Source organism: Cupriavidus respiraculi, assembly GCF_914271545.1.
Taxonomy (GTDB): domain Bacteria; phylum Pseudomonadota; class Gammaproteobacteria; order Burkholderiales; family Burkholderiaceae; genus Cupriavidus; species Cupriavidus respiraculi.
The window spans coordinates 689,591-716,026 of sequence record NZ_CAJZAH010000001.1 but is presented as its reverse complement, the minus strand read 5'-3'; the positions used below and the strand labels follow the sequence as shown (position 1 = coordinate 716,026).

Genomic DNA, 26,436 nt, shown 5'->3' with positions numbered 1-26,436 from the left:
CTCCTTTGTCGTGCTTTGAGCCGTCGATTGTCGAGGCGCCAGATGGCAGCCGCGTGGCAGGAAGATGACACCGGGGAGCGGGTCTGCCTACGCGGCGCCGCCGCGACGCCACGGGCGGGCGGGACATCAGACTGTCATAAGGCTTGCGAACAATGGCGGGCTTGCCGCGGAGGAGCCGCCGCGGCGCCAGGCATTTTTCGCCTTCCGCCTTTCGCCTTTCGCCCTTCGCCAGTCAGGAGAACAACAACATGGATCGCCGCCGCTTTCTGAAATGGGGTAGCTTCGTCACGGTCTCGGTCGCCACCGGGGGCCTCGCCGGCTGCGGCGGCGACGACGACGCGGGCGGGGAAAATGGCGAGGGCCCGGCACCGGCGCCCAATCCGCCCGCGCAGGACAGGTTCGCGTTCCTGCACGGTGTCGCTTCGGGCGACCCGAAGGCGGACAGCATCGTGCTGTGGACCCGCGTGGATGGGGACAACGGCGGGCAACCCGTCGCGGTGAGGCTGCAGGTATCGGCGCAGCCCGACTTCGCCACGCTGCTGGTGGACGACAGCCTGACGGCGCTGCCGGAGTGGGACTACACCCTGCGCAACAAGGTCACCGGCCTGGCGGCGGCCACCACGTACTACTACCGCTTCCGCGTGGGCAGCCATACCAGCCCGGTGGGGCGCACGCGCACTGCGCCCACGCCCGGCACGCCGCTGTCCGAGCTCAGGTTCGCGTTCGTGAGCTGCCAGGACTGGAGCGTGAACCATTGGGCCGGCATGGAGGAACTCGCCGCGCAGGAGCTGGATTTCATCGTCCATCTGGGCGACTACATCTACGAGACCGTGGGCGCCGGCTTCCAGAGCGGCAAGGTGGAAGCCCGCCACGCACCGCTGACGCTGCCGCACGGCACCGCGCGCGGCGATGGCGCGCGCTACGCCACCACGGTGGACGACTACCGCTACCTGTACAAGGCCTATCGCAGCGATCCGCGCCTGCAGGCGCTGCACGCGCGTTTCCCCATCATCGCGATCTGGGACGACCACGAGTTCTCGGACGACTGCTGGCAGGACCGCCAGACCTACGATACCGGCGAAGACCAGTCGCCGAGCACGGCGCGCCGCCGCGGCGCGAGCCAGGCATGGTTCGAATTCATGCCGGCCGATGTACGCATCGACCTGACGGATCCGTCGTTCCGCAATATCCAGCTCTACCGCGCCTTTACCTTCGGCGACCTGGCCACGCTTGTAATGACGGACCAGCGGCTGTATCGCGCCGACCATGTACTGCCCGAACAGGCGGCCGGCAGCGAGATCGGCAGCCGCTATTTCGTGCCCAAGGCCACGCTGGCCACGGTGGAGGACCAGAAGATGGTGGCGGCCGGCAATGCGCTGACGCCCGTGTCCATGCTCGGCGATGCGCAGCGTGCCTGGTGGCAGGACCGCATGGGCAGCGCCAACACGACGTGGAAGCTGTGGGGCAACGAGGTCTCGCTGCTGCGCATGCAGATCGACGGCACCCTGGCCATTGCGGGCCTGATCGCCGGCGCGCTGGTGCAGGCCAACGGCGCGCTGGCGCCGCTGCAAGGTGCCATGACGTCGGCATTGGCCACCGACCTGAACGCGTCCAGCGCGGGCGGCACCTATCCGGCCATGTCGTACACGGCGCTGAAGGCGGTGCTCGCGCCGGCCGGCATCGACGGCACCACGTTCGATGCGCTGTTCAAGCCGGCGCTGGACGCGCAGCTGCCGCCCGCTGCGCTGCTGGGCCAGTACATCCTGAACGCGGACCAGTGGGACGGGTACAACGCCGAGCGCAAGAACCTGATGGCCTTCCTGAAGACGCATGGCATCGGCAACGTGGTCGCGCTGACCGGCGATATCCACGCCTTCTTCGCCGGCCCGGTGATGGACGACTACGACGCCGCCACGCCGGTGCCGGTGATGGTGGACCTCGTCACCGCCGGCCTGTCGAGCAATTCGTTCCAGAGCTATTTCCGCGGCGTGGTCGACAGCGATCCCACCTTCGCGGCCGCCAAGCCGCTGATCTATGCGGAACAGGGCGGTGTGGTCGTCAATACCTTCGACGCCACGCTGCAGGCGTTCAACCCGTGGCTGCGCCATGTCGATACGGACGCGCAGGGCTATGCCGTGGTGACGCTGACCCCCGACAGGCTGCGCTGCACGTTCCACAAGCTCAAGCCGCTGGCGGACGGCGCCGCGCCGGCCCTGCCGGCGACCGCGGGCACGCGGACCGTCGAGGTGGCGGCAGGCTCGCCTGCGGTCAACGTCTTGTAGCGGACGGGCGGGGAAGCGGGCCGCCAGGATCAGGGACGGCTGCGCGGTTCAGTGCAGCGACGCGCCATCGTTCCCGCTCTTGCGCAGGTCGTCCGCGACCTTCCTGGCGACGATCACCGGCAGGTAGTCGGTAATTCTCGCGCCGCGCTGCAATTCGTTCCACGTGGAGGCGTAGGCACGCTCGACGTCTGGAATGGGAACCTGGGTGCGCTCCGAAATCTTGGCGATCAGCTCCGCAGGAGTCTGCGTCTTCATAGCGTATCTCCATCTGCAATGGCGTTCGACCTAACATACCGGCATTGCCACGTGGTCCGAGGTGCTTGCCGGTCCGCTCGTGCATCGCTCGGCGCGGCGCCGGTTTCGACGCCGTGCGCGGGCAATCGCACACCGTAGTCCGGGAAGCGAAGACCGTACCAGCGGGCACCACCAAGCCCGCCCTTGCCAGGGAGTACCACCATGCGAAAGGGATACTGGATCGCACAGGTCGATGTGCGTGATGCCGAGGGTTACCAGGGCTATATCGCCGCCAACAAGGCGGTGTTCGAGGCGTTCGGCGCGCGCTTCCTCGTGCGCAACGGCGAGCGGCAGGTGGTGGAGGGCAGTACGCGCCCGCGCATCGTGGTGCTGGAGTTCGACAGCTACCAGACCGCTCTGGACTGCTACCGCTCGCCGCAATACCAGCACGCGATGTCGCTGCGCACGCCGTATTCGGACGCCGATATCGTGATCATCGAAGGGTATGAGGACATGGGCGGATAGGTCTGTTCGCCGAGCGCCGTGGGACCCGCGGATACAATCGCGGCTGCCGCATTTCCCGCTTCTTCATGACGCACCCCATTCGCAAACGCCCCGCCATCGACGGCGCGCCGGGCTGGTTCGACCTCTCGCCGTCGCGCCACGCCCCGCTGGGCAAAGCGGCCGTCGGCCGCCTGCGCTTCGACTACGCCGTGATCGGCGCCGGCTTTACCGGTGTCGCGCTGGCGCGCCGGCTGGCCCAACTGCATCCCGATGCCAGCATCGCGCTGGTCGACGCGCTGCAGGTGGGCGAGGGCGCCTCCGGCCGCAATGCGGGCTTCCTGATCGACGTGCCCCATAACGTCGACGGCGGCGAGGCGGATGCGGAATACGACCGGCAGCTGCACGCGCTGAACCGCTTCGCGATCGGGCGCCTGCGCGCGCTCAAGGACGCGCAGGGCATCGCCTGCGACTGGGACGATGCGGGCAAGTACATGGCGGCGCACGACGAGCGCAATATCCCGGCGCTGGAGCATTTCGCGCGGGGACTGGCGGCGGCGGGGTTCGCGCACGAAGTCGTGCAGGGCGAGGACCTGCGCAAGCGTCTGGGCACCGGCTACTACCGGGCCGCGGTCTATACCCCGGGAAGCGTGCTGGTCAATCCCGCCTCGCTGGTGCGGGGACTGGCCGCGTCGCTGCCGGCCTCGGTGACGCTGTTCGAATCGAGCCCCGTGTTGTCGTGCGACTACGGCGGCGTGCATACGCTGCGGTTTGCCCAGGGCTCGCTGCGCGCCGATGCCGTGGTGCTCACCGCGGGCAGCTTCAGCGAGGGCTTCGGCCAGATCAGGAACAGGCTGGTGCCGCTGTTCACGTATGCCAGCCTGACGGAGCCGCTGACCGATGCGGAAGCCGGCGCGCTGCTCGCTGGCGTCCGGCCCTGGGGAACGACGTCGGCCCATCCCGCCGGCACCACGGTGCGGCTGACGCCGGACCGGCGCGTGTTCGTGCGCAACACCTTTCATTTCGATCCCCGGCTCCGCGCCAACGCGGCGCGCCTGCGCGAAGCCGTGCGCAACCATCGGCGCGCCTTCGCGGCGCGCTTCCCGGCCCTGCGCGACAAGGCCTTCGCGCACAGCTGGGGCGGACTGATCAGCATGACGCTGAACCACCATTCGGTGTTCGCGCGGCAGCGGGACAACCTGTACTGCGTGGTCGGGTGCAATGGGGTTGGCGTGGTCAAGGGCACCTACCTTGGCCACTACATGGCGGAATACATGGCCGGCATGGGCTCGCCGTCGCTGGACTTCATCCTCGCGCACAGCCGGCCGGGATGGGTGCCGCCCGACCCGATCCGCCGCATGGGCGTCGCCTGGCGGCTGCGGCGCGAACTGGCGGGGGCGGGCGGAGAGATCTGACTGGCGGGGCCAAGCCGCCGCGGTGCATACTGCGCTGACGACATCGCCAGTGACGGAGACATCGCATGCGCCCACCACACGCCTCGCCTGCCTGGATGGCGGCGCTCGCCGCATCCACGTTCGCCGCCGCCGCGCAGGCGCAGCAGTTCGACGAAGTCGAACGCCCGCTGTGGGAGGTGGGTCTCGGCGTTGGCGGCGTAAGCTTTCCGCAGTACCGCGGCTCGGACCAGCGCTCCAACTACGTTCTGCCGACCCCGTACTTCATCTATCGCGGCGAGGTCCTGCGGGCGGATCGCAACGGCGTGCGCGGCAAGCTGTTCGACAGCGACCGCGTCGAGCTGAACGTGAGCCTCGGGCTGTCGGTGCCGGTCAAGAGCAGCGACAACGACGCACGGCGCGGCATGTCGGACCTGAAGACCTCGGTGGAGATCGGTCCGTCGCTGGACGTGAACCTGTGGCACTCCGGCACGGACCGCACGCGGCTGGACCTGCGGCTGCCAGTGCGGTTGGCCGTGACGCTCGAATCGAGCCCGCGCGCCATCGGCTGGATCTTCTCGCCGAACCTGCATCTCGATGTAGCCAACGTGGGCGGGCTGCGCGGCTGGAACCTCGGCCTGACGGCCGGGCCGCTGTTCGCCACGGGGCGCTATCACGAGTACTTCTATTCCGTCGACCAGCAGTTCGCCACCGCCGCGCGCCCGGCCTACCAGGCGAGCGGCGGCTACTCCGGCAGCATGGCGCTGGCCTCGTTGTCGAAGCGCTTCCGGCATATCTGGGTCGGGGCCTTCGTGCGCTACGACCGGCTCGATGGCGCCACCTTCGAGAACAGCCCGCTGGTGCGCCGCAAGGACGGTGTTGCGGGGGGCCTCGCGGTGACGTGGGTGTTCGGCGAGTCGTCGACCAAGGTGCGCAGCCGGGAGTAGGGAGCCGCCCACCACGGCGAAGGACTAGCCGCCCTGCTGCGCCGAGATCTCCGCCGCGCGCCTGTTGGCCGCCCACATGGCCTCCACGAACGCCTGCGGCAGGCCGGCCTCGGCCAGCGAGTTGATGGCGGCGAAGGTGGTGCCGCCCTTGGAAGTCACCCGTTCGCGCAGGGATTCGAGCGAGTCGTCCGAGGCATTGGCGAGCGCGGCCGCGCCGGCCACGGTCGCGCCGACGAGGCGTCGCGCCTGGTTGGCCTCCAGGCCCATCTGCACGCCGGCGGCCACCATGCTCTCCATCACGTAGAAGACGTAGGCCGGCCCCGAGCCCGACACGGCCGTGACGGCGTCGATGAGCCGTTCCTGTTCGACCCACAGCAGTTCGCCGGTGGGCGCGACGAGCGTCTGCACCATGCCCCGGTCGGCGGCGGATACGCCCGCCGCCGCGAACAAGCCGGTGATGCCCTGGCCGATCAGTGCCGGCGTATTGGGCATGGCCCGCACCACGCGGCCGGTGCCCAGCCATTGCGCCATGCTCTGCGTCGAAATGCCCGCCGCCACGCTGACGTGCAGCGCTTGCGCGGTGAAACGCGCCACCTGCCGCGCGGCCTCGTCGAAATGCTGCGGCTTGACCGCCCATACCACCATGTCCATGCCGCCCAGGGCGGCATCGGCCAGCGGCGCCACGGCCACGCCATACTCGGCCGCGAGCCGCTCCCGCGTGGCCGCCACCGGCTCGATCACGTGGATGGCGCAGGGCGGCATGCCGCCGCGGACCAGCCCGCCGATCAGCGCGGTGGCCATGCCATTCGCAACGTGTTGCGCGGCGAAATCCTGAGCGGGGCCCTCGCTGGCGGCGCGGTCCTGCGCCAGGATTCGCTGGCCGAGCGCTTCGGCGCGAGCCGCATCCCCGTGCGGGAGGCGCTGCGCCAGTTGGAGGCGGAGGGGCTGGTGGTCTACCGCGCCAATCGTGGCGCGACCGTGGTGCGGATGAACGTGGAACAGATCTGCGAGCTGCTGGACATCCGCGTAGCGCTCGAATGCCATGCCGCCAAGCTCGGCGTGCCCAATATGGTCGAGCGCGACTTCGACACGATGGACCAGATCCTCGATGCCTACGAGGCCTCCACCGACCTGAACGAGTGGGCCGAGTACAACCGCCGCTTTCACCTCGCACTATCGGCGCCGGCCAATAACCGCAGGCTGCGCCGGCTGATCGAGGAGTACTGCCTGAACACGGATCGCTATACCCATGTGGCCATGTCGATCGCGACCGGCAAGGAAAAGCCCCAGCGCGATCACCGCCGCCTCGTCGAGGCCTGCCGCCGGCGCGATATCGCGACGGTGGTGGCCTTGCTGGAGGAACACATCATGGATACCAAGCGCGAGCTGATGGCGAGCGCGCGCGCCGAGGAAACGGACGAGCAGTAAGGTGCGCCGCGGGCCCTCGGGGCGCCGGCCCATCGGCGATAATGGCCGCTTTCCGCCAAGTCAATCCCTCTCACGCCCATGGTCGACACCACGCCGCGCCAACCCAGTCCCACCGCCAAGGTGGCGGGCACGGCGGCCTTCTCCAAGTTCATGCACGTGCTGCAACTGGTCGCCGATGCGGAGGAGCCCGTCACGGTCGCCTCGCTGGTCAAGGCAAGCGGCTATCCGCGTCCCACCGTCTATCGCATCGTCGCGGCACTGGCGGCCGAAGGCATGCTGCGTGAGAGCGCGCGCGACGGCGTGCTCACGCTGGGCCCACGGCTCATGCAGCTCGCCAGCCGCAGCTGGTCGCGCTCGGACCTGAGGCTCGCGGCCGTCGAGGCGCTCAAGACGCTGCGCGATGTCACCGGCGAGACCGTGCATCTGGCGGTGCCCAACGGCAACACCATGGTCTATATCGAGAAGCTCGAGAGCATGAGCGCGGTGCGCATGGCATCGCGCATCGGCACCGCGGTGTCGATGCATTCCACTGCGGTCGGCAAGGCCTATCTGGCGAGGCTGCCGGAGGCCGAGCTGGGCGCCGTTCTGGCGGACATGCCGTTCCCGCGCTACACGGCGAATACCGTGGCGGACGCGGGCGCGCTGCGCGAGCAGCTCGACGTGTTCCGCGCGCGCGGCTGGTCCGTGGACGACGAGGAGAACGAGGCCGGCATCTACTGCTTCGGTGCGGCCATCGTCGATGCCGGCGGCCATCCGCTGGCCGCGGTCAGCGTCAGCACGCTGCGCTTTCGCCAGAAGGACGATCCGCAGGCGGGCTATGTGGAGCCGCTGGTCGCGGCGTGCCACGACATCGGGCGCCGCATCGCGGAAAGCCCGGCGCTGGCGGGGTCGCGCAACCTGTAGCGGATGACGGCCCGCTCAGGCCGCGGGCTCAGGCCACGAGATATCCACCGTCCACCGGCAGGATGACGCCGGTGACAAACCCCGCCGCCGGTGCGCACAGGAAAGCCACGGCGTCGGCCACATCGTCCGGCCGGCCCCAGCGCCCCAGCGGCGTACGCTGCAGGATCGGGCCCGCGCGGGCCGGATCGTCCTGCAGGGCCTGCGTCAGCGGCGTCGCGATCCAGCCCGGTGCCACCGCGTTGACGCGGATGCCATCCGGCGCATAGGCCAGTGCGAGCGACTTCGTCAGCTGCGCCACGCCGCCCTTGCTTGCGGCATAGCCGGGCACCAGCGCACCCCCGAAGAAACTCAGCATCGATGCGGTATTGACGATCACGCCCTTGCTGTTCGCAAGCAGGCCGCGCGCCGCGGTGCAGATGCGCATGGTGCCGGTCAGGTTGACCGCGAGCACCTGCTCGAATACGTCCGGCTCATGCTCGGCGCCGCGCCGGATGATGCCGGCGCAATTGACGACCATGTCGAGCCGGTCGAAGCCGCCCATCAGGTCGGCCACTTGCGCGTCGCGGGTCACGTCCATCACGCGGACCCGGATGGCGGGGTCCAGAGAGCCGTCGCCGCGGTCGATGCCGGTGGCGGTCACCTCGGCGCCCAGGCGCGCGAGCCGGTTGGCGATGGCCGCGCCAATGCCCTGCGTGGCGCCGGACACCAGGGCGCGCTTGCCGTGAAAGAGATCGGTCTGGAAGGTCATGTGGAATGCAGTGCGAAGGTTGCCCGGCCGCGGCAGCGCCGCGGCCGGCGGGGGAGGGGCGGAGTCGGGAAGCCTTACTGGCGCAGGTTCAGTTTGGCGATCAGCGCCTTGAAGAAGGCATCGTCCCTGGCAATCGCGCTGCGGAATTCGTCCTGGTCCGCATACGCATAGCCGAGGTTCTGCTTGTCCAGCATCTCGCGCAGCGACGGCTCGGCCGCGGTCTTGGCGGCCGCCGTGCGCAGCACCGCGACCACTTCGGGGGGCGTGTTGCGGGGGACCGCAATACCGCGCCAGGTGCCGATGGAAAGATCGATCCTGCGCTCCTTCAGCGTGGGCACCGACTCGAAGCCCTTCACCCGCTGGTCCGCCATCACCGCCAGCGTCTTGAGCTTGCCGGCCGCCACGTAGGCCTGTACCTCGGCGGGGCTGACGGTCACCGCGTCGATATGGCCGCCCAGCAGCGCGAGGACGGCAGGGTTGCCGCCCTGGAACGGGATATGGTTGAACTTGGTGCCGGTCTTGTCTTCCAACGCGGCGGCCGCCAGATGCCAGATAGAACCGTTGCCCGCGTTGCCCACGCGAAGCGTCCCCGGGTTCTTGCGCGCGGCCTCCAGGAAGCTCTCGACCGTGGCGTGCGGCGAATCGGCGCGCACCGTGATCGCCGACGGGTCGGCGTTCAGCCGTGCGATGGGCGTGAAATTCTCGTAGGTCAGCTTGGTCAGTCCCAGATGCGGCACGATGGTCAGGTCGGCCGTGACCAGCGACATCTTGTAGCCGTCCGGTTTGGCGTTGGCGACGTCGGCCCATCCGATCGCGCCGCTGGCGCCGGGTTTGTTGACCACCACGATGTTCTGCGGCAGATGCTTGCGCGACGATTCCGCGAAGGCGCGCGCGAGCGCGTCGGTGCCGCCGCCGGCCTGGAAGGGCACGACCAGTTCCATGCTGTGGGTGGGAAAGCTGGCCGATTGCGCCATGGCAGGCATGGCGGCGGCGAGGGATAGGCCGGCCGCCAGCGGCAGGAGGTGGCGAGCGGGGAAGGGGCTGCGGATCATGGTTGTCTCCTGATGGGTTTGCTCGTTGGGCCGCGGCGTCTGTGCGCCGATGGGCCGTCGCGATGGGCGGTATCGAATCCGGTCGTCTCAATAGGTGGCGCGTCCTCCCGAGAGGTCGAACACGGCTCCGGTGTTGAAGGTGCACGCGTCCGAGCAGAGCCAGGCCACCATGGCGGCCACCTCGCGCGGCTCGCCGAGCCGCCGCATCGGGCTCTTGTCGACCATGGTCTGCACGTGTGCCGGCGACATCTGCTCCAGCAGCCGCGTGCGAACCGCCGCGGGGGCGATCGCGTTGACCAGTACGCCGTCCATCGCAAGCTCCTTGCCGAGCGATTTGGTCATCGCCAGCACACCGGCCTTGGCGGCGCTGTACGCCGATGCGTTGGGCGTGCCTTCCTTGCCCGCGAGCGACGCGATATTGACGATGCGTCCGCGCCCCGCGCGGCGCATGGCCGGGACCACCGCCTGGCAGACATGGAATGTGCCGACCAGATTGATATCGACGATCCGGCGCCATTCGTCGGGGTCGTAGTCCCACAGCGGCATCGTGGGGCCGGCATAGCCGGCGTTGTTGACGAGGATGTCGATCCGGTCCCAGCGAGTCAGCGTGCCGTCGGCCGCCGCGCGCACCGTGGCAGGGTCCGCGATATCGACTGCGAAGAACCGGCCATCGTCGCACTGCGCGCTGGCGCCGGGCAGATCCCATACCACCACCGTGGCCCCATGCTCGCGCAGCACGGCAGCGACCTCGGCGCCAATGCCGGCCGCGCCGCCAGTGACCACGGCCACCATGCCGGCGAAGTCGTAGCGGGCGCGCGCGCCGGGCGTGTCGGGCGGGCTCATCGCACGAACTGGTTCACGTAGTCGGCGCCCAGGCCAACCGCCTCGAAATGCGCCTTGCACATGTCGATCTTGGTAAAGACGTCCTCGTAGCCCATGCCTTTGCCCCACGGGTCCGTGTAATACATGATCCCGTTGACCTGGAAGTACGTGATCATTTCTTCCACATCGGGCGGCACCCATAGCGTGTGCGTCTCCCCGGGCGGCTCGAAGACATAGCTGCCCTCGGTCGCCTCCCAGTCATGCTCCAGGTACTTCCAGCGGCCCTTCAGCACGAAGCCATGCACGGCCTGCGGGTGGCGATGGCGGCTGAGCACGCCGGACTTGCGCACCTTGAGCAGGTTCATCCAGTACCCCTGGCTGGCGTTCAGACACAGCGGGCGGAACCAGACGTTCTCCGCTTGCGGCACCCATAGACGGCTGTCGGTGGGGATGGCGTTGGGAACGACGATCTCCGGCAGCGCATGGGCGGGATTGGGATATTGGTAGGGGGTGAGCGGGGAGGCGTCAGCGGCGTCGAGTGGCATCGTTCTTGTCCATAATATGGATTTAATATCTATATTGTGGACCCGATTGTAGGGAAGCCTCGTGGCGCGGACATCGTGGGTAACCCTAGGTCCGCCAGACCGGCAGATCGCACGACGGGCAAGACACGGCTCGGCCCGCTTCCGTGATTGGCCGTCTATTCGCTCGTGCTGTGGCTCCAGAACGCCTGCCGCACGGAGGGCGAGCGGCTCAGGCGTTCCACCAGTCCGTCCAGGACTTCGCTGTCGACCGAGGTGGCCAGCACGGTCACCTCGACCGCGACATCCTCGGCATCGAAGGACCGCACCACCAGATCGCCGGCCGGCAGCTGCGCGTCCGACAGCGCGTCTTCCAGTTCCTGCATCGCAGCCTTGCGCTGCGGACGATGGGCGATCACGGTCACCGAATTGGTGACTTCGGCGTGCATGGTGTCGATGGGCGCGCGGTTGATGCGGTTCACCAGCGGACGCAGCAGCGTGTTGGCGGCCAGCACCATCGCGCAGCCCAGCGCGGCCTCCACCACCATGTCCGACCCGGCCGCGGACCCGACCGCGGCGGAGCCCCATAGCGTCGCGGCGGTGTTGAGCCCGCGCACGCCGCCTTCGCCGCGCATGATGACGCCGGCGCCGAGAAAGCCCACCCCGGAGACCACATAGGCCGCCACGCGCACCGCGCCATCGTTGCCCGTCAGGCGCTGCGCCACGTCGACGAAGATGGCGGCGCCCACCGCCACCAGCACGTTGGTGCGCAGCCCCGCGGTGCGCTGGCGATATTCGCGTTCGAAACCGATGATGGCGCCGAAGAGAAAAGCGGCGCTGAGACTGATGAACGTGTCCACCAGTGCGTTGGCATGGATGGTCTGCAGCGCGGCGAGCGTCATGGCTGTTCCTCGGTCGGGAGGTCGCAGGACATCGTTGCGACGCCCCGCCAAGACGCGGCGGGCTGCGCTCAGGGGCTTCGCACCGGCAGTGTAAACGCCATCCGCGTGATGCCGTTGCCCGATGCGGCCCGCACGGTGCCGCCGTGGAACTCGACGATCGAGCGGCAGATCGCCAGGCCGATGCCCATGCCGTCGCCCCTGGTGCTGAAGAACGGCTCGAAGATCGTGTCGAGCATGTCGGCGGGAATGCCGGCGCCGTTGTCCGTGACCTCCACGGTGATGCGGTCCCGCTCCGGCTGGAAGGTGCGCAGCCTCACCGTCGCCGTGCCGGTCGCCCGTTCGCGCACCGCCTCGAGCGCGTTCAGCAGCAGGTTCAGCACGACCTGCTGGATCTGCACGCGGTCGCCGACCGGCTCCGGCAGTCCGGCCAGCAGATCGAACTGGAGGTTGACGTCGGCATCGCTCACCGCGCCATTGACCAGCGGCACGATCTCCAGGATCGCGTGGTCCAGCGCGAACGGGCGCTGCGTCGCCGGCTCGCGCCGCATCAGTGCGCGCAGGCTGCGGATGACCTGTTCGGCGCGCTCGGACTGGTTCTGGATGCGGCGCACGCCATCCGCGATTTCGGCAGCGTGCGGGGTGTCACGGGCCATCCAGCGCTGGATGGCGTGCGACTCCACGCGGATGGCCGTCAGCGGCTGGTTGATCTCGTGCGCGATGGAGGCCGCCAGCGCCCCGACGGTGGCCACGCGCGCCAGATGGACGATCTGCTCCTGCAGCCGCTGCACCGACAGCGGATCGCCCGCCGTATCCTCCACACCCGATTGCCCGGCCAGCAGCCGTCGCTCCATGGCCAGGGCCAGGCTGCGCACATGCCGGATCGCATCGTCGGGCAGCGGCAGCCGGTCCTGCACGCTCAGCACCGGCGCGCCGAAGTCCGGCGTGCACGCGGGTGTTCCGGGCACAGGGGAACTGCTGGCGGGCTCTGCAAAATGGGACGGGCAGGCGGCAAGGCGGGACAAAATCGGGCGCTCCTGCGGTCGGGGACCGCGCTGATCGATACGTTCAGCGCGAATGTAGGACCGGCGGCGAAGCGCGGCTAGAACGGCCGTCCGCTTTTTGTACAAAAGTGCGGTGGCGGCCGGCGCGGCGTCAGTGCGGATTCCTGCGCCATTTGCCCGGGCTGCAGCCGGTGACGCGCGAAAACGCGCGCGAGAAATGGCTCTGGTCCGCGAATCCGCACAGCAGCGCGATCTGCCCCAGATCCAGCGGCGAGGACGTCAGATGGTGCTTGGCCTTTTCCACGCGCTGCAGCACCAGCCAGCGATGTGGGGGCATGCCGGTCGATTCCCGGAATGCCTTCGCGAAATGGCTGCGGGAAAGTCCGCATTCCTGCGCGAGCCGGGCGAGGGGAATGTCGCCGTCCAGATGCGCCATCATCAGTTCTTTGGCGCGCTGCAATTGCCACGGTGCCAGGCCGCCGCGCAGCTTCGGCGCGGGCACCAGCACGTTGCCATAGGTGTGGACGAGGTGGGCATGCAGCGCCAGCGCGATATGGTCGACGAACAGCGTGCTGGCCTGCTGCGGATTGGCCAGCGCCGGTAGCAGGGCCTGGCCGATGGCATGGACGACGGGATCCGCCACCGCCAGGTGCGGGGGGCAATGGAGCCGGCGGATCTGCCGTGCGCCAAGGTCATCGGCCGCTTCTTCCAGCGTGGTCTGCGGTACGTAGAACTGCATGCAGTCGTAGGCGCCGATCAGGTTCGACACCCAGTTGCGCTCCAGGTCGTAGATCGCCATGGCTCCTGCGCTATAGGGAATATGCGGTGCTGGCCTGCCGCCGACCCACAGGTCCTGCTCGCCGAACGGACGAAGCTGCAGCACGACCAGATAGGCCGGCTCTCGCTCGTAGGGGTCGGTGAGCCCCGAGTCGCGCCGGTCGCAGCGCACCCGAGTGATGCCCAGGGGTGAGCCCTGTAGCGCGCGGCTGACGATAGTCTGCGTCAGCTCCGCGTGCATATGCTCGGAGTACTTCCAGCTTGAATCGATTTCCTGCATGAAACGGGGGGCGGTGCGAGGTCTGTGCGGACCTTGTGCGTGGCTGGTACTGGCTCGAATGGCCCGCATTATCGCCGGTTTGTGCCGACGCGCGTGGGAGCAGGGCGGTTCCCGATGGGAGGACCGCCACGGTGGCATAGCGCCCGCAGGCACACGGTGCCGACCCTGCCTGATGAAAAGATTTGCGCGGCGATCTGAAAGTTTTGTCGGGTGCGGATGCGGCTGCGCGGCTGTAGCACACTGCCCCGGCAAAGCCTGCGAAACGGCGCGCCGCGTGGCGGCGACCGGCGCAGGCTGTCATCGCTTCTGTCGGAGGTCGCCCATGTTCGATCGCTTGCGTGGTGAAGGTCCGTTGCGTATCCGGCTCGACGGCGGTTGCCGCCAAGGCGGTCTGCGTTTCGCGAACAGGCAGGTCACCGCGGACCTGTCGCGGCGCGGCTTCGTCGCCGGCATGGCGACGTCGCTGCTGGCGGCGATGGTTCCGGAGTTCGCCCGCGCGCAACCGGGCCCACGCCCGCCCGCCGAGTCCGCGCCGGTACTGCTGACGAACCTGCGCCTGTTCGATGGCCGCTCCAGCACGCTGCGCGACGGCCTGTCGGTGCTGGTGCGGCAGGGCCGTATCCAGTCGGTCGCTAGTGGCAAGCCGCCCTTGCCCGAAGGCGCGCAGGTCATCGACTGTGGCGGACGGGTGCTGATGCCCGGCCTGATCGACATGCACTGGCATGCGACGTTGGCCGCGGTGCCGATCCAGGTCATGCTCGCCGGCGATATTGCCTATGCGCATCTGGCGGCGAGCGCGGAAGCGCGCAATACGCTGATGCGGGGCTTCACCACCATCCGCGACGCGGGAGGGCCGGCTTTTGCGCTGAAGCAGGCCATCGACGAGGGCCTCATCGCCGGCCCGCGCATCTATCCTTCGGGCGCCATGATCACGACCACGGGTGGCCATGGCGACTTTCGCGCGTCGTCGGAGCTTCCCCGTTCCGGCAGCGCGATCAGTTCGCAGGAACGGGATGGCGGCAGCATGGTCGCGGATACGGTGGACGAAGTGCGCGTGCGCGTGCGGGAGCAGTTCCTGCATGGCGCCTCGCAGGTCAAGCTGGTGGGCAGCGGCGGCGTATCGACGCCGCGCAGTCCGCTCGACATGCTGACCTTTACCGAGCCGCAACTGCGCGCCGCGGTGGAAGTTGCGGCGGACTGGGGCGCCTACGTCATGTCGCATGCCTATACGCCGGCGGCGGTGCAGCGCTCGGTCAGGGCGGGGGTCCAGTGCATCGAGCACGGCCATCTGATGGACGACGCCACGGCGGCGCTGATGGCCAAGCATGACGTGTGGCTGAGCCTGCAGCCCTTCGTCAGTGACGACGATTCGGTGCCGCTGACCGGGCCCAGCCGCGAGAAGCAGATCGAGGTGTTCGCGGGCACCAGCCGGGTGTATCCGCTGGCGAAGAAGCACGGTCTGAAGATCGCCTTCGGGTCCGACCTGCTGTTTTCGGCCACGCTGGCCCGGCGCCAGGGCGTCATGCTGACGCATCTTTCGCGCTGGTACACGGGGGCGCAAGCGCTGACGATGGCCACCTCCACCAACGCCCGCTTGCTGGCCCTGAGCGGGCTGCGCAATCCCTATCCTGGGAAGCTCGGCACGATCGAGGAAGGGGCGTACGCCGACCTGCTCGTGGTCGACGGCAATCCGCTGGAGAATCTTGCGCTGATCGGCGACCCGGACCGCAACCTCGTCCTCATCATGAAGGACGGAAGCATCTACAAGAACACGATGCGCGGATGACGTTAGCGCCACATGAGGGTTAGTCTTTCGTCCGCGCGCTGACGCCAGCGAACAACACGCTCGATGACAGAGTGATGACGAATTGACTTCCAAATGCGAATCATTTACATTTGCCCGCGCTAATCCGGCAGCCACCCAGCACGCGGGTCCGGCTGCCATGCCCTGAATACGAGCCGGTTGCGTGCATTCCCTCTGCGTTTTGTCTGCTTCCTCCCAGGTCAAGAGCATTGCCTCACCCGACCGGTCTCCGTCTTCGGTTGTCTTGTTGTTCTTACATTAATCGGGCCGTACCCACTCATCGCCGTCCCAGCTTCCGGGAAGGACGGCGCATGCCGCCCGCGCTGGCGATACCCGGGTTCAATGCAATGCAGGAGAAAGTCTGGTGAAGCAGAAAGCAGTAGCGAAGGCGATCCGCCTTCTGGTTTCCGGGGCGGCCACGGCGGGTCTGGCCATGACGGTCACGTCGATCCCGATGGCGGCGCAGGCACAGACCGCGGTGGGTAGCGGAGACAATGCCAAGGGACCGGCCAAGGAAGCGGCCAAGGAAACGGCCAAGGAAGCGGCCAAGGATGTCACCGTGCTGCCGGCCGTCACGGTCACCGGACAAACCCCTGAGAACAGCAACAACGCCTCGACCGGCATCGCCCGCATGCCGGGCACCGTGCGCGAGACGCCGCGCGTCATCAATGTGGTGCCGCAGGAAATCATCGAGCAGCAGCGCGCCACCAGCCTGGAGCAGGTGCTCAAGAACGTGCCCGGCATCACGCTGTCGACGGGCGAGGGCAACGGCGGCCAGAGCGGCGACCAGTTCCGCATCCGCGGCCTGTCCGCCAAGGGCGACATCTATGTCGACGGCCTGCGCGACTTCGGCGCCTACCGCCGCGACAGCTTCAACACCGAGAGCGTGCAGGTCATCAAGGGCCCGTCGGGCGAGACCTTCGGCGTGGGCAACGTCGGCGGCATCATCAACCAGACGAGCAAGCGGGCCCATCTGGGCACCACCACCAGCATCGACCAGTCGGTGGGCTCGGAATCGACCTATCGCACGACGGTCGACAGCAATATCCAGCTCAACGACACCTCGGCCGTGCGCATCAACGGCATGTTCCAGGACGGCAACACGCCGGACCGCGACCATGTGCGCGACGACCGCAAGGGCTTTGCCGTGGACTTCGGCACGGGCCTGGGCACCAGCACCGAATGGCACCTGAACTACTCGTACCTGCACAGCAACGGCGTGCCCGACTACGGCCAGCCGATGGCGGTGGGCGCGGACGGCATCGCGCGCCCCCTGCTCGAGTACGGCGTGCCCGGCATCTCGTCGTCGACCTCGTACGTGCGCAGCACCGACCGTGACAAGTCCAGCGTGCATATGGTGACCTCCGGCTTCACCAAGCAGCTCGATAACGGCATCACCATCAACAACGACACGCGCGTGAGCGTCTACGAGCGGGACTTCGCCGCGACCAATCCCGCGGGCGTGACGTACGCCAACCTGCAGCGCCTGCTGGCGGGCGGCAACGTACCGCTTTCCTACGGCGCCGGCGGCGGCATGACCTACCTGCAGCGCGGCTGGGCGGTGCAGAACGTGCTCAGCGCGAAGGGCGAATTCCAGACCGGCGGCTTCCGCCACCGCGCGATGGTGGGGCTGGACATGAACTACCAGGATGACGACCGGGACCTGGGCACGTGGACCGGCCGCGTCAACAACCAGACCGTCGTCAACCCCGCCTTCCAGATGACGCCGGGCGCTTCGGTGGCTTACGGCGCGACCACGCGCAGCGCCAGCTCGAGCAACGTGGGCGTGTTCGCCAACGACCGCTTCTGGCTGAACGACCAGTTCTCGCTGCTGGGCAGCCTGCGCTGGGACTACTTCGAGAGCAAGTACTCGACCAATGCCTCCTCCGTCGGCGGCAAGGCCGACTCGAAGAAGCTGAGCCCCTCGATCGCCGCGATGTGGGAGCCGACGCAGAACGCCATGTTCTACACGTCGTTCTCGCGCACCTATCGCCCGGTGGGCACCGACATCGCGCTGGCCGTGGGCGGCGTGCAGTCGGAGGTGCCCGGTGCGGCCAGCGGCGAGCCCGAGCGCGCCGACACGGTGGAAGTCGGTACCAAGCTGGACTTCCTGAACAAGCGCCTGGGCTTTACCGCGGCGCTGTTCCAGACCAAGAAGGACAACGCCTACACCGTCGATCCGGTCACCGGCGATATCACCGACGGTTTCGCGGACAGCGGGGAAGGCCGCCGCATCCGCGGCCTGGAACTGGGCCTGAGCGGCCGCATCACCACCAACTGGGCGGCGAACATCGCCTACGCCTACCTGGATGGCGAAGTGACCCACTCCAGCACGGCCACCTCGATCGGCAACACCGCGCCGGGCGTGTCGCGCCACAATGTGGTGCTGTGGACCAGCTACGACATTCCGCAGACGGTGATTCCGCTGCCCGGCCGCTTCACGGTCGGCGGCGGTCTGCAGTACGCTTCGGCGTATTGGGCGGACAGCGCCAACACGGGCCGGATGCCGGAGAACTTCTCGGTGGACGCGATGATCGCGTACCGCCAGGGCAAGTACCGCATCTCGCTCAATGGCTACAACCTGACCGATCACCTGAACTACCAGTCGTCGTTCAACGCGTCGCGCGCCGTTCCGGGCTCGCGCCGCACCTTCATGCTCAATGTCGGCATGACGTTCTGATGCCGCGGGCATCGGCGGCGCGCCCCGCGCCGCCGATGTCCCGGACCGGGCTGGTACGCTCGCCATACGCGCTCCCCGGGGCGCGTATGGCGTTTCGCATTGATGGACCCGCTTTGCAGGATCGGCAACACCATGCTCATACATATTCCCGATGTGCTGACCGCCGAGGAGCTGCGGCATTGCAGGACCGTGCTGGAGAAAGGCCAGTGGGTGGACGGCCGCGCCACGGCGGGCGACCTGGCGGCCAAGACGAAGCACAACCTGCAGATCCCCGTGGACAGCGCCGAGGCGCGCTCGCTCGGCGAGCTGGTGCTCAACGCGCTCGGACGCAACGAAACCTACCATTCGGCCGCATTGCCGCTGCGCGTGCTGCCGCCGATGTTCAACCGTTACGACCAGGGCATGACCTTCGGCACGCACGTGGACAACGCCATCCGCACCGTGCCGGGCACCGGCGGCATGCGCATGCGCGCCGACGTATCCACCACGCTGTTCCTCAGCGATCCCGACGACTACGACGGTGGCGAACTGCTGGTGCAGGACTCCTACGGCACGCATTCGGTCAAGCTGCCGGCAGGACATATGGTGGTCTACCCCGCTTCGAGCCTGCATCGCGTGATGCCCATTACCCGCGGCAGCCGCTGGGCATCGTTCTTCTGGGCACAGTCGATGGTCAAGGACGATGCGCTGCGTACCACGCTGTACGAACTGGACCGCGCGATCATCGACGTGCGCCGCCAGCTGGGCGACGACAATGAGGCGGTGCTCGGACTGGTCAATCACTATCACAACCTGCTGCGGCGCTGGGCCGAACTCTGAGTCCGCGATGCCAATGCCCACGCCCCGGCCCATTCCCGCCGACACCGTATCGCTTGCCGACTACGAGCGGCACTTCCACGCCATGATGGACCCCGCCATCCGCGCCTATATCGCGGGCGCGGCGGCGGACGGCATTACGCAGCACGAGAACCGCGCGGCGCTCGAACGGCTGCGGCTGCTGCCGCGCGTGATGGCCGACCTGTCGCAGGCATCGGCGCGCACGACGCTGTTCGGGGAGCCGCTGGAGTATCCGGTGCTGATCGGTCCGACCGCCTTTCACAAGCTCGTCGATCCGGACGGCGAAGTCGCCACGGTGCAGGCTGCCGGACTGACCCGCACGTGGATGACGGTCAGCGTGCAGGCCAGCGTCACGCTGGAGGAGGTGTCGCGCCATGCCAGCGCCCCGCTGTGGTTCCAGCTCTACATGCAGCCGCGCCGGGACGACACCCTGTCGCTGGTGCGCCGCGCCGAGGACGCGGGATACCGGGCCATCGTGGTCACCGCCGACGCCGTGGTCAGCGGGATACGCAATATCGAGCAGCGTGCGGGATTCCGCCTCCCGCCCGGCATCTCGGCGGTCAATCTGGCGGGCTTCGCGCCCAACGAGCCGGTCATCGCGCGCGCGGGCAGCCCGGTGTTCCAGGGCATGCTGCGCGGCGCCCCGACGTGGGGGGATATCGCCTGGCTGTGCGGCCAGACGGCGCTGCCGGTGGTCATCAAGGGCATGCTCAACGCGGCGGACGTGCGGCCCGCGCTCGATGCCGGCGTGAGCGGCATCGTGGTGTCCAACCACGGCGGCCGCACCCTCGATACGGTGCCCGCGACCATCGACGTACTGCCCGCCATCGCGCAGGCGGTATCGGGCCGCGTGCCGGTGCTGCTGGACGGCGGCATCCGGCGCGGCACCGACATCGTCAAGGCGATGGCGCTGGGCGCCTCGGCCGTCCTGCTGGGCCAGCCCGTGCTGCATGCGCTGGCGGTCGGCGGCATGCCGGGCGTGGCGCATATGCTGACGATTCTCCAGACCGAGCTCGAGGTGGCCATGGCGCTGCTGGGCCAGCCGCGGTTGGAGGGGCTGGGGCCTTCGGTACTGCATCGTTCGCCGTAGCGTTGTGGTCTCTCGTCTCGCGCGAGCGAGAGAGGGGGAGAGGGTACGGCCGCAGGTGTTCAGGGCGCCGATGCGCCGTGCCACGCAACGCAGGCGCCGGCGGCCACGATCACGCCAGCCTGCCCCGCGGCTGCACCAGCAGCTCGAACAGCAGCGTAGCGACAACGCTCAGACTGCGTCCCCGCCGGTGAATCAGCCCGAGCGTCCGGCTCAGCGCCGGGGCCTTCAGTTTCACGCTGACCAGCGTCGCGTGGTTGGCGGGCGGCATGGCAAGCCGCGGCACGACGCCAACGCCCAGTCCCGCCTCCACCAGGCTGATCAACGCCGGCACGTGCTGGACCTCGCACAGCCAGCGCGGCCGATGGCCGGTTTGCGCCCACGCCTGGTCCATCAGGAACCGGTTGCCGCTTCCCTGGGCCAGGCTGATGAAGTCGAACCCCTCCAGATCCTCCCACGCGACGCTGCGCTTCTTCGCCAGCGGATGATCGCGGCGCACGGCCACGACGAAGGGGTCTTCCAGCAACGGTGTGAAATCGATGTCCGCGTCATGGGTGCCGATGTAGGTCAGCCCGAAATCGGCGTCGCCTCGCGCCACCGTGGTAAGCACCGTCGATGACGACTCGTCGATGACCTTGACGCGGATCTGCGGGTACTTCTCATGGAACCGGCGAATGATGTCCGGCAGGAAGTAGCCGACCGCGGATGGCACGCAGGCGATGGTGACCAGGCCCGAGAGCCGCTGCGCGATGTCCTGCACGCCGACCAGCGCCGATTCGAGTTCGTTGAGCACGTTGCGGGCACGCGGAACGAAGCTGCGGCCGACGCTCGTCAGCTCCACTCTCCGCGTGGTGCGGTCCAGCAGCTTGACGCCCAGCGCCGCCTCCAGTTTGTCGACGCGGCGGGACACCGCCGATTGCGACAGGTGCAACGCGTCGGAGGCGGCGCGGAAGCTGGACAGATCCGCGACGGCAAGAAAGGCGCGGATGTCGACGAGGTCGAATTTCATGCTGGGAGCGCAATAATTGATCTGATAATTGCACTTTACTGCAGAACGCCTGCCGTCCAACATCTCGTCCATCCGTTGCCGCGATCGACGGCGACATCAGAGATGGAGACAGCACCATGGCGATTCAGCCCCGGCACGTATTTCGACGATCTATCGCGGCCATCGTGGCGCACCTGGCGCTCATGCCGCTGGCGCCGGTCCACGCAGGCGAGCCGGACAAGCGCGGCTGGGAGCCTACCCGGCCGATCCGCCTGCTGGTCCCGTACGGTCCCGGGGGCAGCTCCGACGTGATTGCGCGGGCCGTCGCCGCCGAGATGTCCAACGGTCTCGGGCAGGCCATCGTGGTGGAAAACAAGGGAGGAGGCCAGGGCACGATCGCGACCGCGGAGGCCGCGCGGGCCACGCCGGACGGCTACACGCTGATTCTTGGCCACGTCGGCACCCTGGCCGTCAATCCGGCAATGATGCCGAAGCTGGCCTACGACCCCGAGCGCAGCTTCGCGCCGGTGACATTGCTGGCGAAGGTTCCGATGATCTTTGCTGTCGGCGACAAGGTCGGCGCGAAATCGCTGCCGGAATTCGTTGCGCTCGCCAGGGCGAAGCCCGGCGCGCTGAACTACGGCTCCGCCGGCAACGGCAGCGCGGGCCACCTGGCCTTCGAGATGCTGAAGACCGCGGCCGGCATCGATGTGCGCCACGTTCCGTACAAGGGTACGGGCGCGCAGATCAATGACCTGCTGGCGGGCAACATCGACGCCGCGTCCGCCGGTACCCCGGGCCTTCTCGAGCACGCCAGGTCGGGCCGCGTGCGGATCGTGGCGGTCGGCTCGGCAAAGCGGCTAGCGGTGCTGCCGCAGGTGGCCACCGTGGCCGAACAAGGCTACCCGGGCTTCGAGAGTTCCCAGTGGTTCGGCATTCTCGCGCCCGCCGGCACGCCGGCGCCCGTGGTCGCGCGGCTCAATGCAGAAGCGATCAAGGCATTGCGCTCGGCGTCGGTGCAGCGGCGGCTGGAGCAGGACTCCAGCGAAACCATCGGTCAAGGCCCGCAGCAGTTCGCGGCCTTCATCAAGGCGGAGCGGACCCGCTGGGCGCGCGTCGTCAGCGACGCAAAGCTTGCCAGTTCGCAGTAGCCGAATGCCATCCGTGCGCACGCCCTCCACACACACACCCACAACGACGCAATGACCTCGACCATCACCACCACGACCACCACCGCGACGGCTCACACGGAAGCCGCGCTGCTCGACCTCGGTACACGCGCGTTCCAGGGCCTGGGGCTTCCCCCCGACGACGCCGCCGACGTCGCGCGGATCCTGGTGCTCGCCGATCTGTTCGGATTGCATACGCACGGCCTGAGCCGGGCCGAGTCGTATGGCGAGCGCCTGAACAGCGGCGGCATCAATGCCACACCGGACATCGTGGTGACCGACATCGCTCCCGCGTTGCGCGTGGTCGACGGCGACAATGGCGTGGGACCGGTGGTAGGCATGCATGCGCTTCGCGCCGCCATGGAAGTGGCAGGCACCTGCGGTATCGGCATGGTGTTCGCCCGCGGCAGCAACCACTTCGGTCCGGTATCCCCGTACTCCCTGCTGGCCGCCGAACAGGGCTATGCCAGCATCATCGGCAGCAACGCCACCACGACCATCGCGCCCTGGGGCGGCGGCGACGCGCGGCTGGGCAACAGCCCGCTCGGCTTCGGGGTGCCCAATCCGGGCGGCAGGCCGTTTCTGCTCGATATGGCCATGAGCGTGGTGGCGCGCGCCAAGATTCGCGCCGCCCTCAAACGCGGCGAGGCGATCCCGGATACGTGGGCGACCGACAGCCGCGGCGTTCCCACCACCGACCCGCGTGCGGCGCTCGATGGCTTCCTGATGCCGATCGGCGGGCACAAGGGGTACGGCCTTGCGCTCATGGTCGATCTGTTCGCCGGCCTGTTGTCGAACGCCGCCTATCTCACGCACGTCAAGTCATGGGTGGACGCGCCGGACGAACCGCAGAACCTCGGGCACTTCTTTATCCTGATCGATACCCGCCGGCTTGGTTCGACCGCTTGGCTGGCGCGGCGGATGAACGACTTCGCGGCCATTTTGCACGGCAGTCCGGCGGTGGACGCCGAGCGGCCGGTGATCGTGCCGGGGGAGATCGAATTGGACCGGCTGGAGAGGCATCGTGCGCACGGGATTACGCTCGATGCCGATACGATGGCACTGTTGCAGCGATATGCGGCGTAACCCGGCTGTTGTGCACGCCTTTTCAACTCCATGCGGAAATCGTCCGATATGACCGACCATCTGAAGTCCATCTTTGCACCGACCGGCCGCTTGCGCGCCTCCATCAACGTGGGCAATCCGATCCTCGCGGCGCGCGCCGGGCAGGGCGGCGCCCGCGGTGTATCGGTCGATCTCGCCACGGCATTCGCCGCGCGGCTCGGCGTGGAAGTGGAACTGGTCGTGCTCGCCAGCGCCGGCGAGTCGGTGGAGGCGGTGTCCGCCGAGAGTGCGGACATCGGCTTTTTCGCGGTGGACCCGCAACGGGGCGCGAGCATCGCCTTCACCGAGCCGTATGTGCTGATCGAGGGATGCTACCTGGTGCGGGACGCATCGCCGCTGCAAGGCAACGACGAGGTGGACCGCGAAGGCACCAGCGTGATGGTGGGCAAGGGCAGCGCCTACGATCTGTATCTGAGCCGCGCTCTGCGGCACGCCACCATGCTGCGCGCGCCCACGTCGCCGGCCGTGGTCGATACGTTCCTGGAGCAGGGCGCCGACGTCGCGGCGGGCGTGCGCCAACAACTGGAGGCGGACGCACGGCGGCTTGGCGGGCTGCGCCTGCTGCCGGGCCGGTTCATGGAGATCCGCCAGGCCATGGGCGTGCCCAAGACGCGGGGCGACGAAGCGGCGCAGGCGCTGCGCCGCTTTGTCGAGGACATGAAGGCCAGCGGCTTCGTGGCCGACGCCTTGCGTCGCCATGGCATCAGCGGCGCGGCGGTGGCCCCGTTGAGCGGCGGGCACTGAACCGGCCGCGCGCAGGGCGCGGCCCTTTACCCGGTCTGGGGCCGATTCCGGCTTAGTCCGGCTTGATGCCCGCCTTTGCGATGATGGGTTTCCAGCGCTGTTGCTCCTGCGCGATAAAGGCCGTGAACTCGGCGGGGCTGCTGCCGACGATGATCGCGGCGTCGGCGATCAACCGCTGCGTGGAGGACGGGCTGCGGATGCCCTTGGCGCTTGCGGCGGCCAGCTTCTCCACGGCGGCCGGCGGCATCGAGGCCGGGGCCAGCACCCCGTACCACTGCGTCATTTCGAATCCCGGGTAGCCCTGTTCGGCCACCGTCGCCACGTCAGGCAGCTGCGGTATCCGCTGCGCCGAGCCGGTGGCGATGCACCGCACCTTGCCGGCCTTGATAAAGGGCAGGATCGCCGGGGCGCCCACGGCGGCAGCCTCCAGTCGTCCCGACAGCAGATCGTTGATCTGCGGGCCGCTGCCGCGGTACGGCACATGCAGGATGAAGGTGCCCGTGGCGGCCTTCAGATATTCGAACGCCAGATGCCCCGCGCTGCCGTTGCCCGCGGAGCCGTAGTTGAGCTTGCCAGGCTTGCTTTTCGCCAGCGCGACGAACTCCTTCAGGTTCGTCGCCGGCACGTCGGGGTGAACCACATACAGGCTCGGCACCTTGGCGGACAGCGAGACGGGCCGGAAGTCCTTGCCGGCGTCGTACGGCAGCTTGGCGAAGATGTAGGGATTGACCGCCAGCGTGCCAATATGTCCGAGGATGATCGTGTGGTTATCGTCCGCACGGGCCACTTCCCCCATCGCGACATTGCCGGCGGCGCCGGGCTTGTTCTCGACGAAGACCGATACTCCCAGGATGGAGGTCAGTTCCGCGGCCAGCGAGCGCGCAACGATCTCGGAACTGCCGCCCGGGGCGAACGGCACCACGAACCGGATCGGTTTGGTGGGCCACGCCTGCGCGCGTGCAAGCGTCGGCATGATGGAGGCGGCGGCCATGGCGGCGGTGGCCTGGATGAGCCGGCGGCGTGAGGAGTCGAAGTGGGACATGGGTTCTCTCTGGTCGAAAGCGGTTGGGAATCATGATGGCCGGCGGGCATTGCGCCGTCGGCCACGCTACTTCGGCAGGCCGAATTCACGGGCCAGCCGCTGGTAGCGGGCTACGTCCTTCCTGACATAGGCGTCGAGTTCGGGGCCGGATATGGCGATCGGCACCATGCCGTGGGCTTGCACGGTCCGCTCGTAGTCGGGGTGCGTCGCCGCCCTGGCGAACGCGCCGCGCCAGCGGCGCAGGTCCGCATCCGCGACTTGCGCGCCCATATAGAAGCCGCGCAGGATGGGCCATTGCAGATCCACGCCTTGTTCGCGAGCGGTCGGGATGGTCGCGAGGCGGCCGGGCAGGCGCTCCTGGGACAGCACGGCAAGCACGCGTATCCGCCCCGTGTCGATCAGTCCGAGCGCTTCGGCGATGTCGCCCGACACCACCTGCACGTGCCCGGCGAGCAAGGCGGCCATCGCTTCCCCGCCGCCCTCGAAGGCGACATAGCGCAGCGCACCCCGGTCGACGCCCGCTCGCCGGGCGAGCAGTGCGGCCTTCATCCAGTCCTGGCTGCCGATGGAGCCGCCGGCCCCGAACAGTACCTTGCGCGGCGTCGCCCGCATTGCCGCCACGAGGTCGTTCAGCGAGCGATAGGGCGAGTTCGCGCTCACGGCGATCATGCCGTGGTCGATGCCGACGGCGGCCAGCCACTCGACGTCCTCGATCCCATACTTGCCGAACCGGCCGGTCGCGATATTGAGCAGGGCGCCGCTGGAGAACGCGACGATGGCATCGCCATCGCCTGGCGTCTGCGCGACCATCGCGTTGAATGCCACAGCGCCGATTCCCCCAGGCATGTAGGCGATGCGGACCGGACCCAGTCCCGCGTCCTTCAGGATCGCGCCGGCAATCCTGCACGTCACGTCGTACCCGCCGCCGGGCTTCGCCGGCGCGATGCATTTCGCGGGCGTGCCGTCCGCGCGGGCCCCGTCAGCGAGGTGCATCGAGCCGAAGAGCAATGCGACGACCATCAGCGTCCGGCGCACGATGCTTGTCTCCATGTGTTTTCTCGTTATGCCGCCGATGCGGCCGGCCGTCGACATCCACCATCGCGACCCGGCTTTATCGTACGATTCCGGCCTGTCGCCAAGCTGTCATGGTGGCGCTTGGCCATTCCACGTT

At 68.3% G+C, this 26,436-nt stretch carries 25 protein-coding genes; 13 read left to right on the top strand and 12 right to left on the bottom strand.

Annotated elements, in window-relative coordinates:
* Positions 1 to 248 precede the first annotated feature (248 nt).
* Complete coding sequence (locus LDO27_RS03155; protein WP_224039594.1) at positions 249 to 2,282, top strand: alkaline phosphatase D family protein; 2,034 nt, start codon at positions 249 to 251, stop codon at positions 2,280 to 2,282.
* Positions 2,283 to 2,330: 48 nt separating this feature from the next.
* On the opposite strand, the gene LDO27_RS03150 is transcribed toward LDO27_RS03155, so the two are convergent.
* Positions 2,331 to 2,537: a DUF3562 domain-containing protein gene (locus LDO27_RS03150; protein ID WP_224039592.1), complete on the bottom strand. Its 207-nt coding sequence runs from the start codon at positions 2,535 to 2,537 to the stop codon at positions 2,331 to 2,333.
* Positions 2,538 to 2,738: 201 nt separating this feature from the next.
* Here LDO27_RS03150 and LDO27_RS03145 point away from each other — a divergent pair, with 201 nt between their 5' ends.
* The 3 genes from LDO27_RS03145 to LDO27_RS03135 all read left to right on the top strand — a co-directional run bounded on the left by LDO27_RS03145 (position 2,739) and on the right by LDO27_RS03135 (position 5,355).
* Positions 2,739 to 3,041, top strand: coding sequence for a DUF1330 domain-containing protein (locus tag LDO27_RS03145; protein ID WP_222206489.1), 303 nt, complete (start codon positions 2,739 to 2,741; stop codon positions 3,039 to 3,041).
* A 65-nt stretch (positions 3,042 to 3,106) separates the two neighbouring features.
* Entirely contained in the window at positions 3,107 to 4,432 is a 1,326-nt protein-coding gene (locus tag LDO27_RS03140) for an NAD(P)/FAD-dependent oxidoreductase (RefSeq protein WP_224039590.1), read from the top strand.
* Positions 4,433 to 4,497: 65 nt separating this feature from the next.
* Positions 4,498 to 5,355, top strand: a complete 858-nt coding sequence (locus tag LDO27_RS03135; RefSeq protein ID WP_224039588.1) for a MipA/OmpV family protein — start codon at positions 4,498 to 4,500, stop codon at positions 5,353 to 5,355.
* A 24-nt stretch (positions 5,356 to 5,379) separates the two neighbouring features.
* Here LDO27_RS03135 and proC read toward each other — a convergent pair whose 3' ends face one another.
* The gene (gene proC / locus LDO27_RS03130; RefSeq protein ID WP_224039586.1) at positions 5,380 to 6,156 is read right to left on the bottom strand and encodes a pyrroline-5-carboxylate reductase; all 777 of its coding nucleotides are present in this window, start codon (positions 6,154 to 6,156) and stop codon (positions 5,380 to 5,382) included.
* A gap of 12 nt (positions 6,157 to 6,168) precedes the next feature.
* On the opposite strand from proC, the gene LDO27_RS03125 reads away from it, so the two are divergent.
* Both LDO27_RS03125 and LDO27_RS03120 read left to right on the top strand, forming a co-directional pair.
* Entirely contained in the window at positions 6,169 to 6,783 is a 615-nt protein-coding gene (locus LDO27_RS03125) for a GntR family transcriptional regulator (protein WP_253074072.1), read from the top strand.
* Positions 6,784 to 6,861: 78 nt separating this feature from the next.
* Entirely contained in the window at positions 6,862 to 7,686 is an 825-nt protein-coding gene (locus LDO27_RS03120; protein WP_224039582.1) for an IclR family transcriptional regulator, read from the top strand.
* Positions 7,687 to 7,714: 28 nt separating this feature from the next.
* On the opposite strand, the gene LDO27_RS03115 is transcribed toward LDO27_RS03120, so the two are convergent.
* From LDO27_RS03115 to LDO27_RS03085, 7 genes are all read right to left on the bottom strand, one after another.
* Positions 7,715 to 8,434: an SDR family NAD(P)-dependent oxidoreductase gene (locus LDO27_RS03115; RefSeq protein ID WP_224039581.1), complete on the bottom strand. Its 720-nt coding sequence runs from the start codon at positions 8,432 to 8,434 to the stop codon at positions 7,715 to 7,717.
* A 74-nt stretch (positions 8,435 to 8,508) separates the two neighbouring features.
* Positions 8,509 to 9,486 (bottom strand): tripartite tricarboxylate transporter substrate binding protein, encoded by a 978-nt coding sequence (locus LDO27_RS03110; protein WP_224039580.1) that lies wholly within the window; start codon positions 9,484 to 9,486, stop codon positions 8,509 to 8,511.
* 87 nt (positions 9,487 to 9,573) lie between these two features.
* Positions 9,574 to 10,329, bottom strand: coding sequence for an SDR family NAD(P)-dependent oxidoreductase (locus LDO27_RS03105; RefSeq protein ID WP_224039578.1), 756 nt, complete (start codon positions 10,327 to 10,329; stop codon positions 9,574 to 9,576).
* Positions 10,326 to 10,853 (bottom strand): 2,4'-dihydroxyacetophenone dioxygenase family protein, encoded by a 528-nt coding sequence (locus LDO27_RS03100; protein ID WP_224039577.1) that lies wholly within the window; start codon positions 10,851 to 10,853, stop codon positions 10,326 to 10,328. The genes LDO27_RS03105 and LDO27_RS03100 overlap by 4 nt, the downstream gene beginning before the upstream one ends.
* Before the next feature lie 155 nt (positions 10,854 to 11,008).
* The gene (locus tag LDO27_RS03095; RefSeq protein WP_224039575.1) at positions 11,009 to 11,731 is read right to left on the bottom strand and encodes an MgtC/SapB family protein; all 723 of its coding nucleotides are present in this window, start codon (positions 11,729 to 11,731) and stop codon (positions 11,009 to 11,011) included.
* A 68-nt stretch (positions 11,732 to 11,799) separates the two neighbouring features.
* A complete protein-coding gene (locus tag LDO27_RS03090; RefSeq protein WP_224039573.1) occupies positions 11,800 to 12,696 on the bottom strand; it encodes a sensor histidine kinase in 897 nt (298 codons plus the stop codon).
* Positions 12,697 to 12,883: 187 nt separating this feature from the next.
* Positions 12,884 to 13,789, bottom strand: a complete 906-nt coding sequence (locus LDO27_RS03085) for an AraC family transcriptional regulator (RefSeq protein ID WP_222206475.1) — start codon at positions 13,787 to 13,789, stop codon at positions 12,884 to 12,886.
* 322 nt (positions 13,790 to 14,111) lie between these two features.
* On the opposite strand from LDO27_RS03085, the gene LDO27_RS03080 reads away from it, so the two are divergent.
* From LDO27_RS03080 to LDO27_RS03065, 4 genes are all read left to right on the top strand, one after another.
* A complete protein-coding gene (locus LDO27_RS03080) occupies positions 14,112 to 15,575 on the top strand; it encodes a metal-dependent hydrolase family protein (RefSeq protein WP_224039571.1) in 1,464 nt (487 codons plus the stop codon).
* 382 nt (positions 15,576 to 15,957) lie between these two features.
* Positions 15,958 to 18,273 carry a TonB-dependent receptor gene (locus LDO27_RS03075; protein ID WP_224039569.1) on the top strand — a complete coding sequence of 772 codons (2,316 nt, stop codon included), beginning with the start codon at positions 15,958 to 15,960 and terminating at the stop codon, positions 18,271 to 18,273.
* 132 nt (positions 18,274 to 18,405) lie between these two features.
* Positions 18,406 to 19,092: a Fe2+-dependent dioxygenase gene (locus LDO27_RS03070; RefSeq protein WP_224039568.1), complete on the top strand. Its 687-nt coding sequence runs from the start codon at positions 18,406 to 18,408 to the stop codon at positions 19,090 to 19,092.
* Positions 19,093 to 19,105: 13 nt separating this feature from the next.
* Positions 19,106 to 20,200, top strand: coding sequence for an alpha-hydroxy acid oxidase (locus LDO27_RS03065; RefSeq protein ID WP_377747378.1), 1,095 nt, complete (start codon positions 19,106 to 19,108; stop codon positions 20,198 to 20,200).
* 109 nt (positions 20,201 to 20,309) lie between these two features.
* Here the strand turns inward: LDO27_RS03065 and LDO27_RS03060 are convergent, their stop codons facing one another.
* On the bottom strand, positions 20,310 to 21,206 hold the full coding sequence (locus LDO27_RS03060; protein WP_222206466.1) for a LysR family transcriptional regulator: 897 nt from the start codon (positions 21,204 to 21,206) through the stop codon (positions 20,310 to 20,312).
* Between the two features lie 116 nt (positions 21,207 to 21,322).
* Here LDO27_RS03060 and LDO27_RS03055 point away from each other — a divergent pair, with 116 nt between their 5' ends.
* The 3 genes from LDO27_RS03055 to LDO27_RS03045 are packed head-to-tail and all read left to right on the top strand — an operon-like array spanning position 21,323 to position 24,223.
* Entirely contained in the window at positions 21,323 to 22,336 is a 1,014-nt protein-coding gene (locus LDO27_RS03055) for a Bug family tripartite tricarboxylate transporter substrate binding protein (protein ID WP_377747336.1), read from the top strand.
* Positions 22,337 to 22,387: 51 nt separating this feature from the next.
* Complete coding sequence (locus tag LDO27_RS03050) at positions 22,388 to 23,440, top strand: Ldh family oxidoreductase (RefSeq protein WP_224039564.1); 1,053 nt, start codon at positions 22,388 to 22,390, stop codon at positions 23,438 to 23,440.
* A gap of 48 nt (positions 23,441 to 23,488) precedes the next feature.
* A complete protein-coding gene (locus LDO27_RS03045; RefSeq protein WP_224039562.1) occupies positions 23,489 to 24,223 on the top strand; it encodes an ABC transporter substrate-binding protein in 735 nt (244 codons plus the stop codon).
* 52 nt (positions 24,224 to 24,275) lie between these two features.
* On the opposite strand, the gene LDO27_RS03040 is transcribed toward LDO27_RS03045, so the two are convergent.
* Together LDO27_RS03040 and LDO27_RS03035 are read right to left on the bottom strand one after the other, a co-directional pair.
* The gene (locus LDO27_RS03040) at positions 24,276 to 25,265 is read right to left on the bottom strand and encodes a Bug family tripartite tricarboxylate transporter substrate binding protein (RefSeq protein ID WP_222206456.1); all 990 of its coding nucleotides are present in this window, start codon (positions 25,263 to 25,265) and stop codon (positions 24,276 to 24,278) included.
* A gap of 66 nt (positions 25,266 to 25,331) precedes the next feature.
* Positions 25,332 to 26,315 (bottom strand): tripartite tricarboxylate transporter substrate binding protein, encoded by a 984-nt coding sequence (locus tag LDO27_RS03035; protein ID WP_377747376.1) that lies wholly within the window; start codon positions 26,313 to 26,315, stop codon positions 25,332 to 25,334.
* Between the last annotated feature and the right edge of the window lie 121 nt (positions 26,316 to 26,436).

Coding starts and splice junctions, on each gene's coding strand:
- LDO27_RS03145 (WP_222206489.1), top strand. CDS start 2,739: ATGCGAAAGGGATACTGGATCGCACAGGTCGATGTGCGTGATGCCGAG.
- proC (WP_224039586.1), bottom strand. CDS start 6,156: ATGGCCACCGCGCTGATCGGCGGGCTGGTCCGCGGCGGCATGCCGCCC.
- LDO27_RS03060 (WP_222206466.1), bottom strand. CDS start 21,206: ATGAAATTCGACCTCGTCGACATCCGCGCCTTTCTTGCCGTCGCGGAT.
- LDO27_RS03070 (WP_224039568.1), top strand. CDS start 18,406: ATGCTCATACATATTCCCGATGTGCTGACCGCCGAGGAGCTGCGGCAT.
- LDO27_RS03085 (WP_222206475.1), bottom strand. CDS start 13,789: ATGCAGGAAATCGATTCAAGCTGGAAGTACTCCGAGCATATGCACGCG.
- LDO27_RS03110 (WP_224039580.1), bottom strand. CDS start 9,486: ATGATCCGCAGCCCCTTCCCCGCTCGCCACCTCCTGCCGCTGGCGGCC.
- LDO27_RS03100 (WP_224039577.1), bottom strand. CDS start 10,853: ATGCCACTCGACGCCGCTGACGCCTCCCCGCTCACCCCCTACCAATAT.
- LDO27_RS03105 (WP_224039578.1), bottom strand. CDS start 10,329: ATGAGCCCGCCCGACACGCCCGGCGCGCGCGCCCGCTACGACTTCGCC.
- LDO27_RS03095 (WP_224039575.1), bottom strand. CDS start 11,731: ATGACGCTCGCCGCGCTGCAGACCATCCATGCCAACGCACTGGTGGAC.
- LDO27_RS03055 (WP_377747336.1), top strand. CDS start 21,323: ATGGCGATTCAGCCCCGGCACGTATTTCGACGATCTATCGCGGCCATC.
- LDO27_RS03150 (WP_224039592.1), bottom strand. CDS start 2,537: ATGAAGACGCAGACTCCTGCGGAGCTGATCGCCAAGATTTCGGAGCGC.
- LDO27_RS03135 (WP_224039588.1), top strand. CDS start 4,498: ATGCGCCCACCACACGCCTCGCCTGCCTGGATGGCGGCGCTCGCCGCA.
- LDO27_RS03080 (WP_224039571.1), top strand. CDS start 14,112: ATGTTCGATCGCTTGCGTGGTGAAGGTCCGTTGCGTATCCGGCTCGAC.
- LDO27_RS03040 (WP_222206456.1), bottom strand. CDS start 25,265: ATGTCCCACTTCGACTCCTCACGCCGCCGGCTCATCCAGGCCACCGCC.
- LDO27_RS03050 (WP_224039564.1), top strand. CDS start 22,388: ATGACCTCGACCATCACCACCACGACCACCACCGCGACGGCTCACACG.
- LDO27_RS03065 (WP_377747378.1), top strand. CDS start 19,106: ATGCCCACGCCCCGGCCCATTCCCGCCGACACCGTATCGCTTGCCGAC.
- LDO27_RS03045 (WP_224039562.1), top strand. CDS start 23,489: ATGACCGACCATCTGAAGTCCATCTTTGCACCGACCGGCCGCTTGCGC.
- LDO27_RS03155 (WP_224039594.1), top strand. CDS start 249: ATGGATCGCCGCCGCTTTCTGAAATGGGGTAGCTTCGTCACGGTCTCG.
- LDO27_RS03140 (WP_224039590.1), top strand. CDS start 3,107: ATGACGCACCCCATTCGCAAACGCCCCGCCATCGACGGCGCGCCGGGC.
- LDO27_RS03120 (WP_224039582.1), top strand. CDS start 6,862: ATGGTCGACACCACGCCGCGCCAACCCAGTCCCACCGCCAAGGTGGCG.
- LDO27_RS03115 (WP_224039581.1), bottom strand. CDS start 8,434: ATGACCTTCCAGACCGATCTCTTTCACGGCAAGCGCGCCCTGGTGTCC.
- LDO27_RS03035 (WP_377747376.1), bottom strand. CDS start 26,315: ATGGAGACAAGCATCGTGCGCCGGACGCTGATGGTCGTCGCATTGCTC.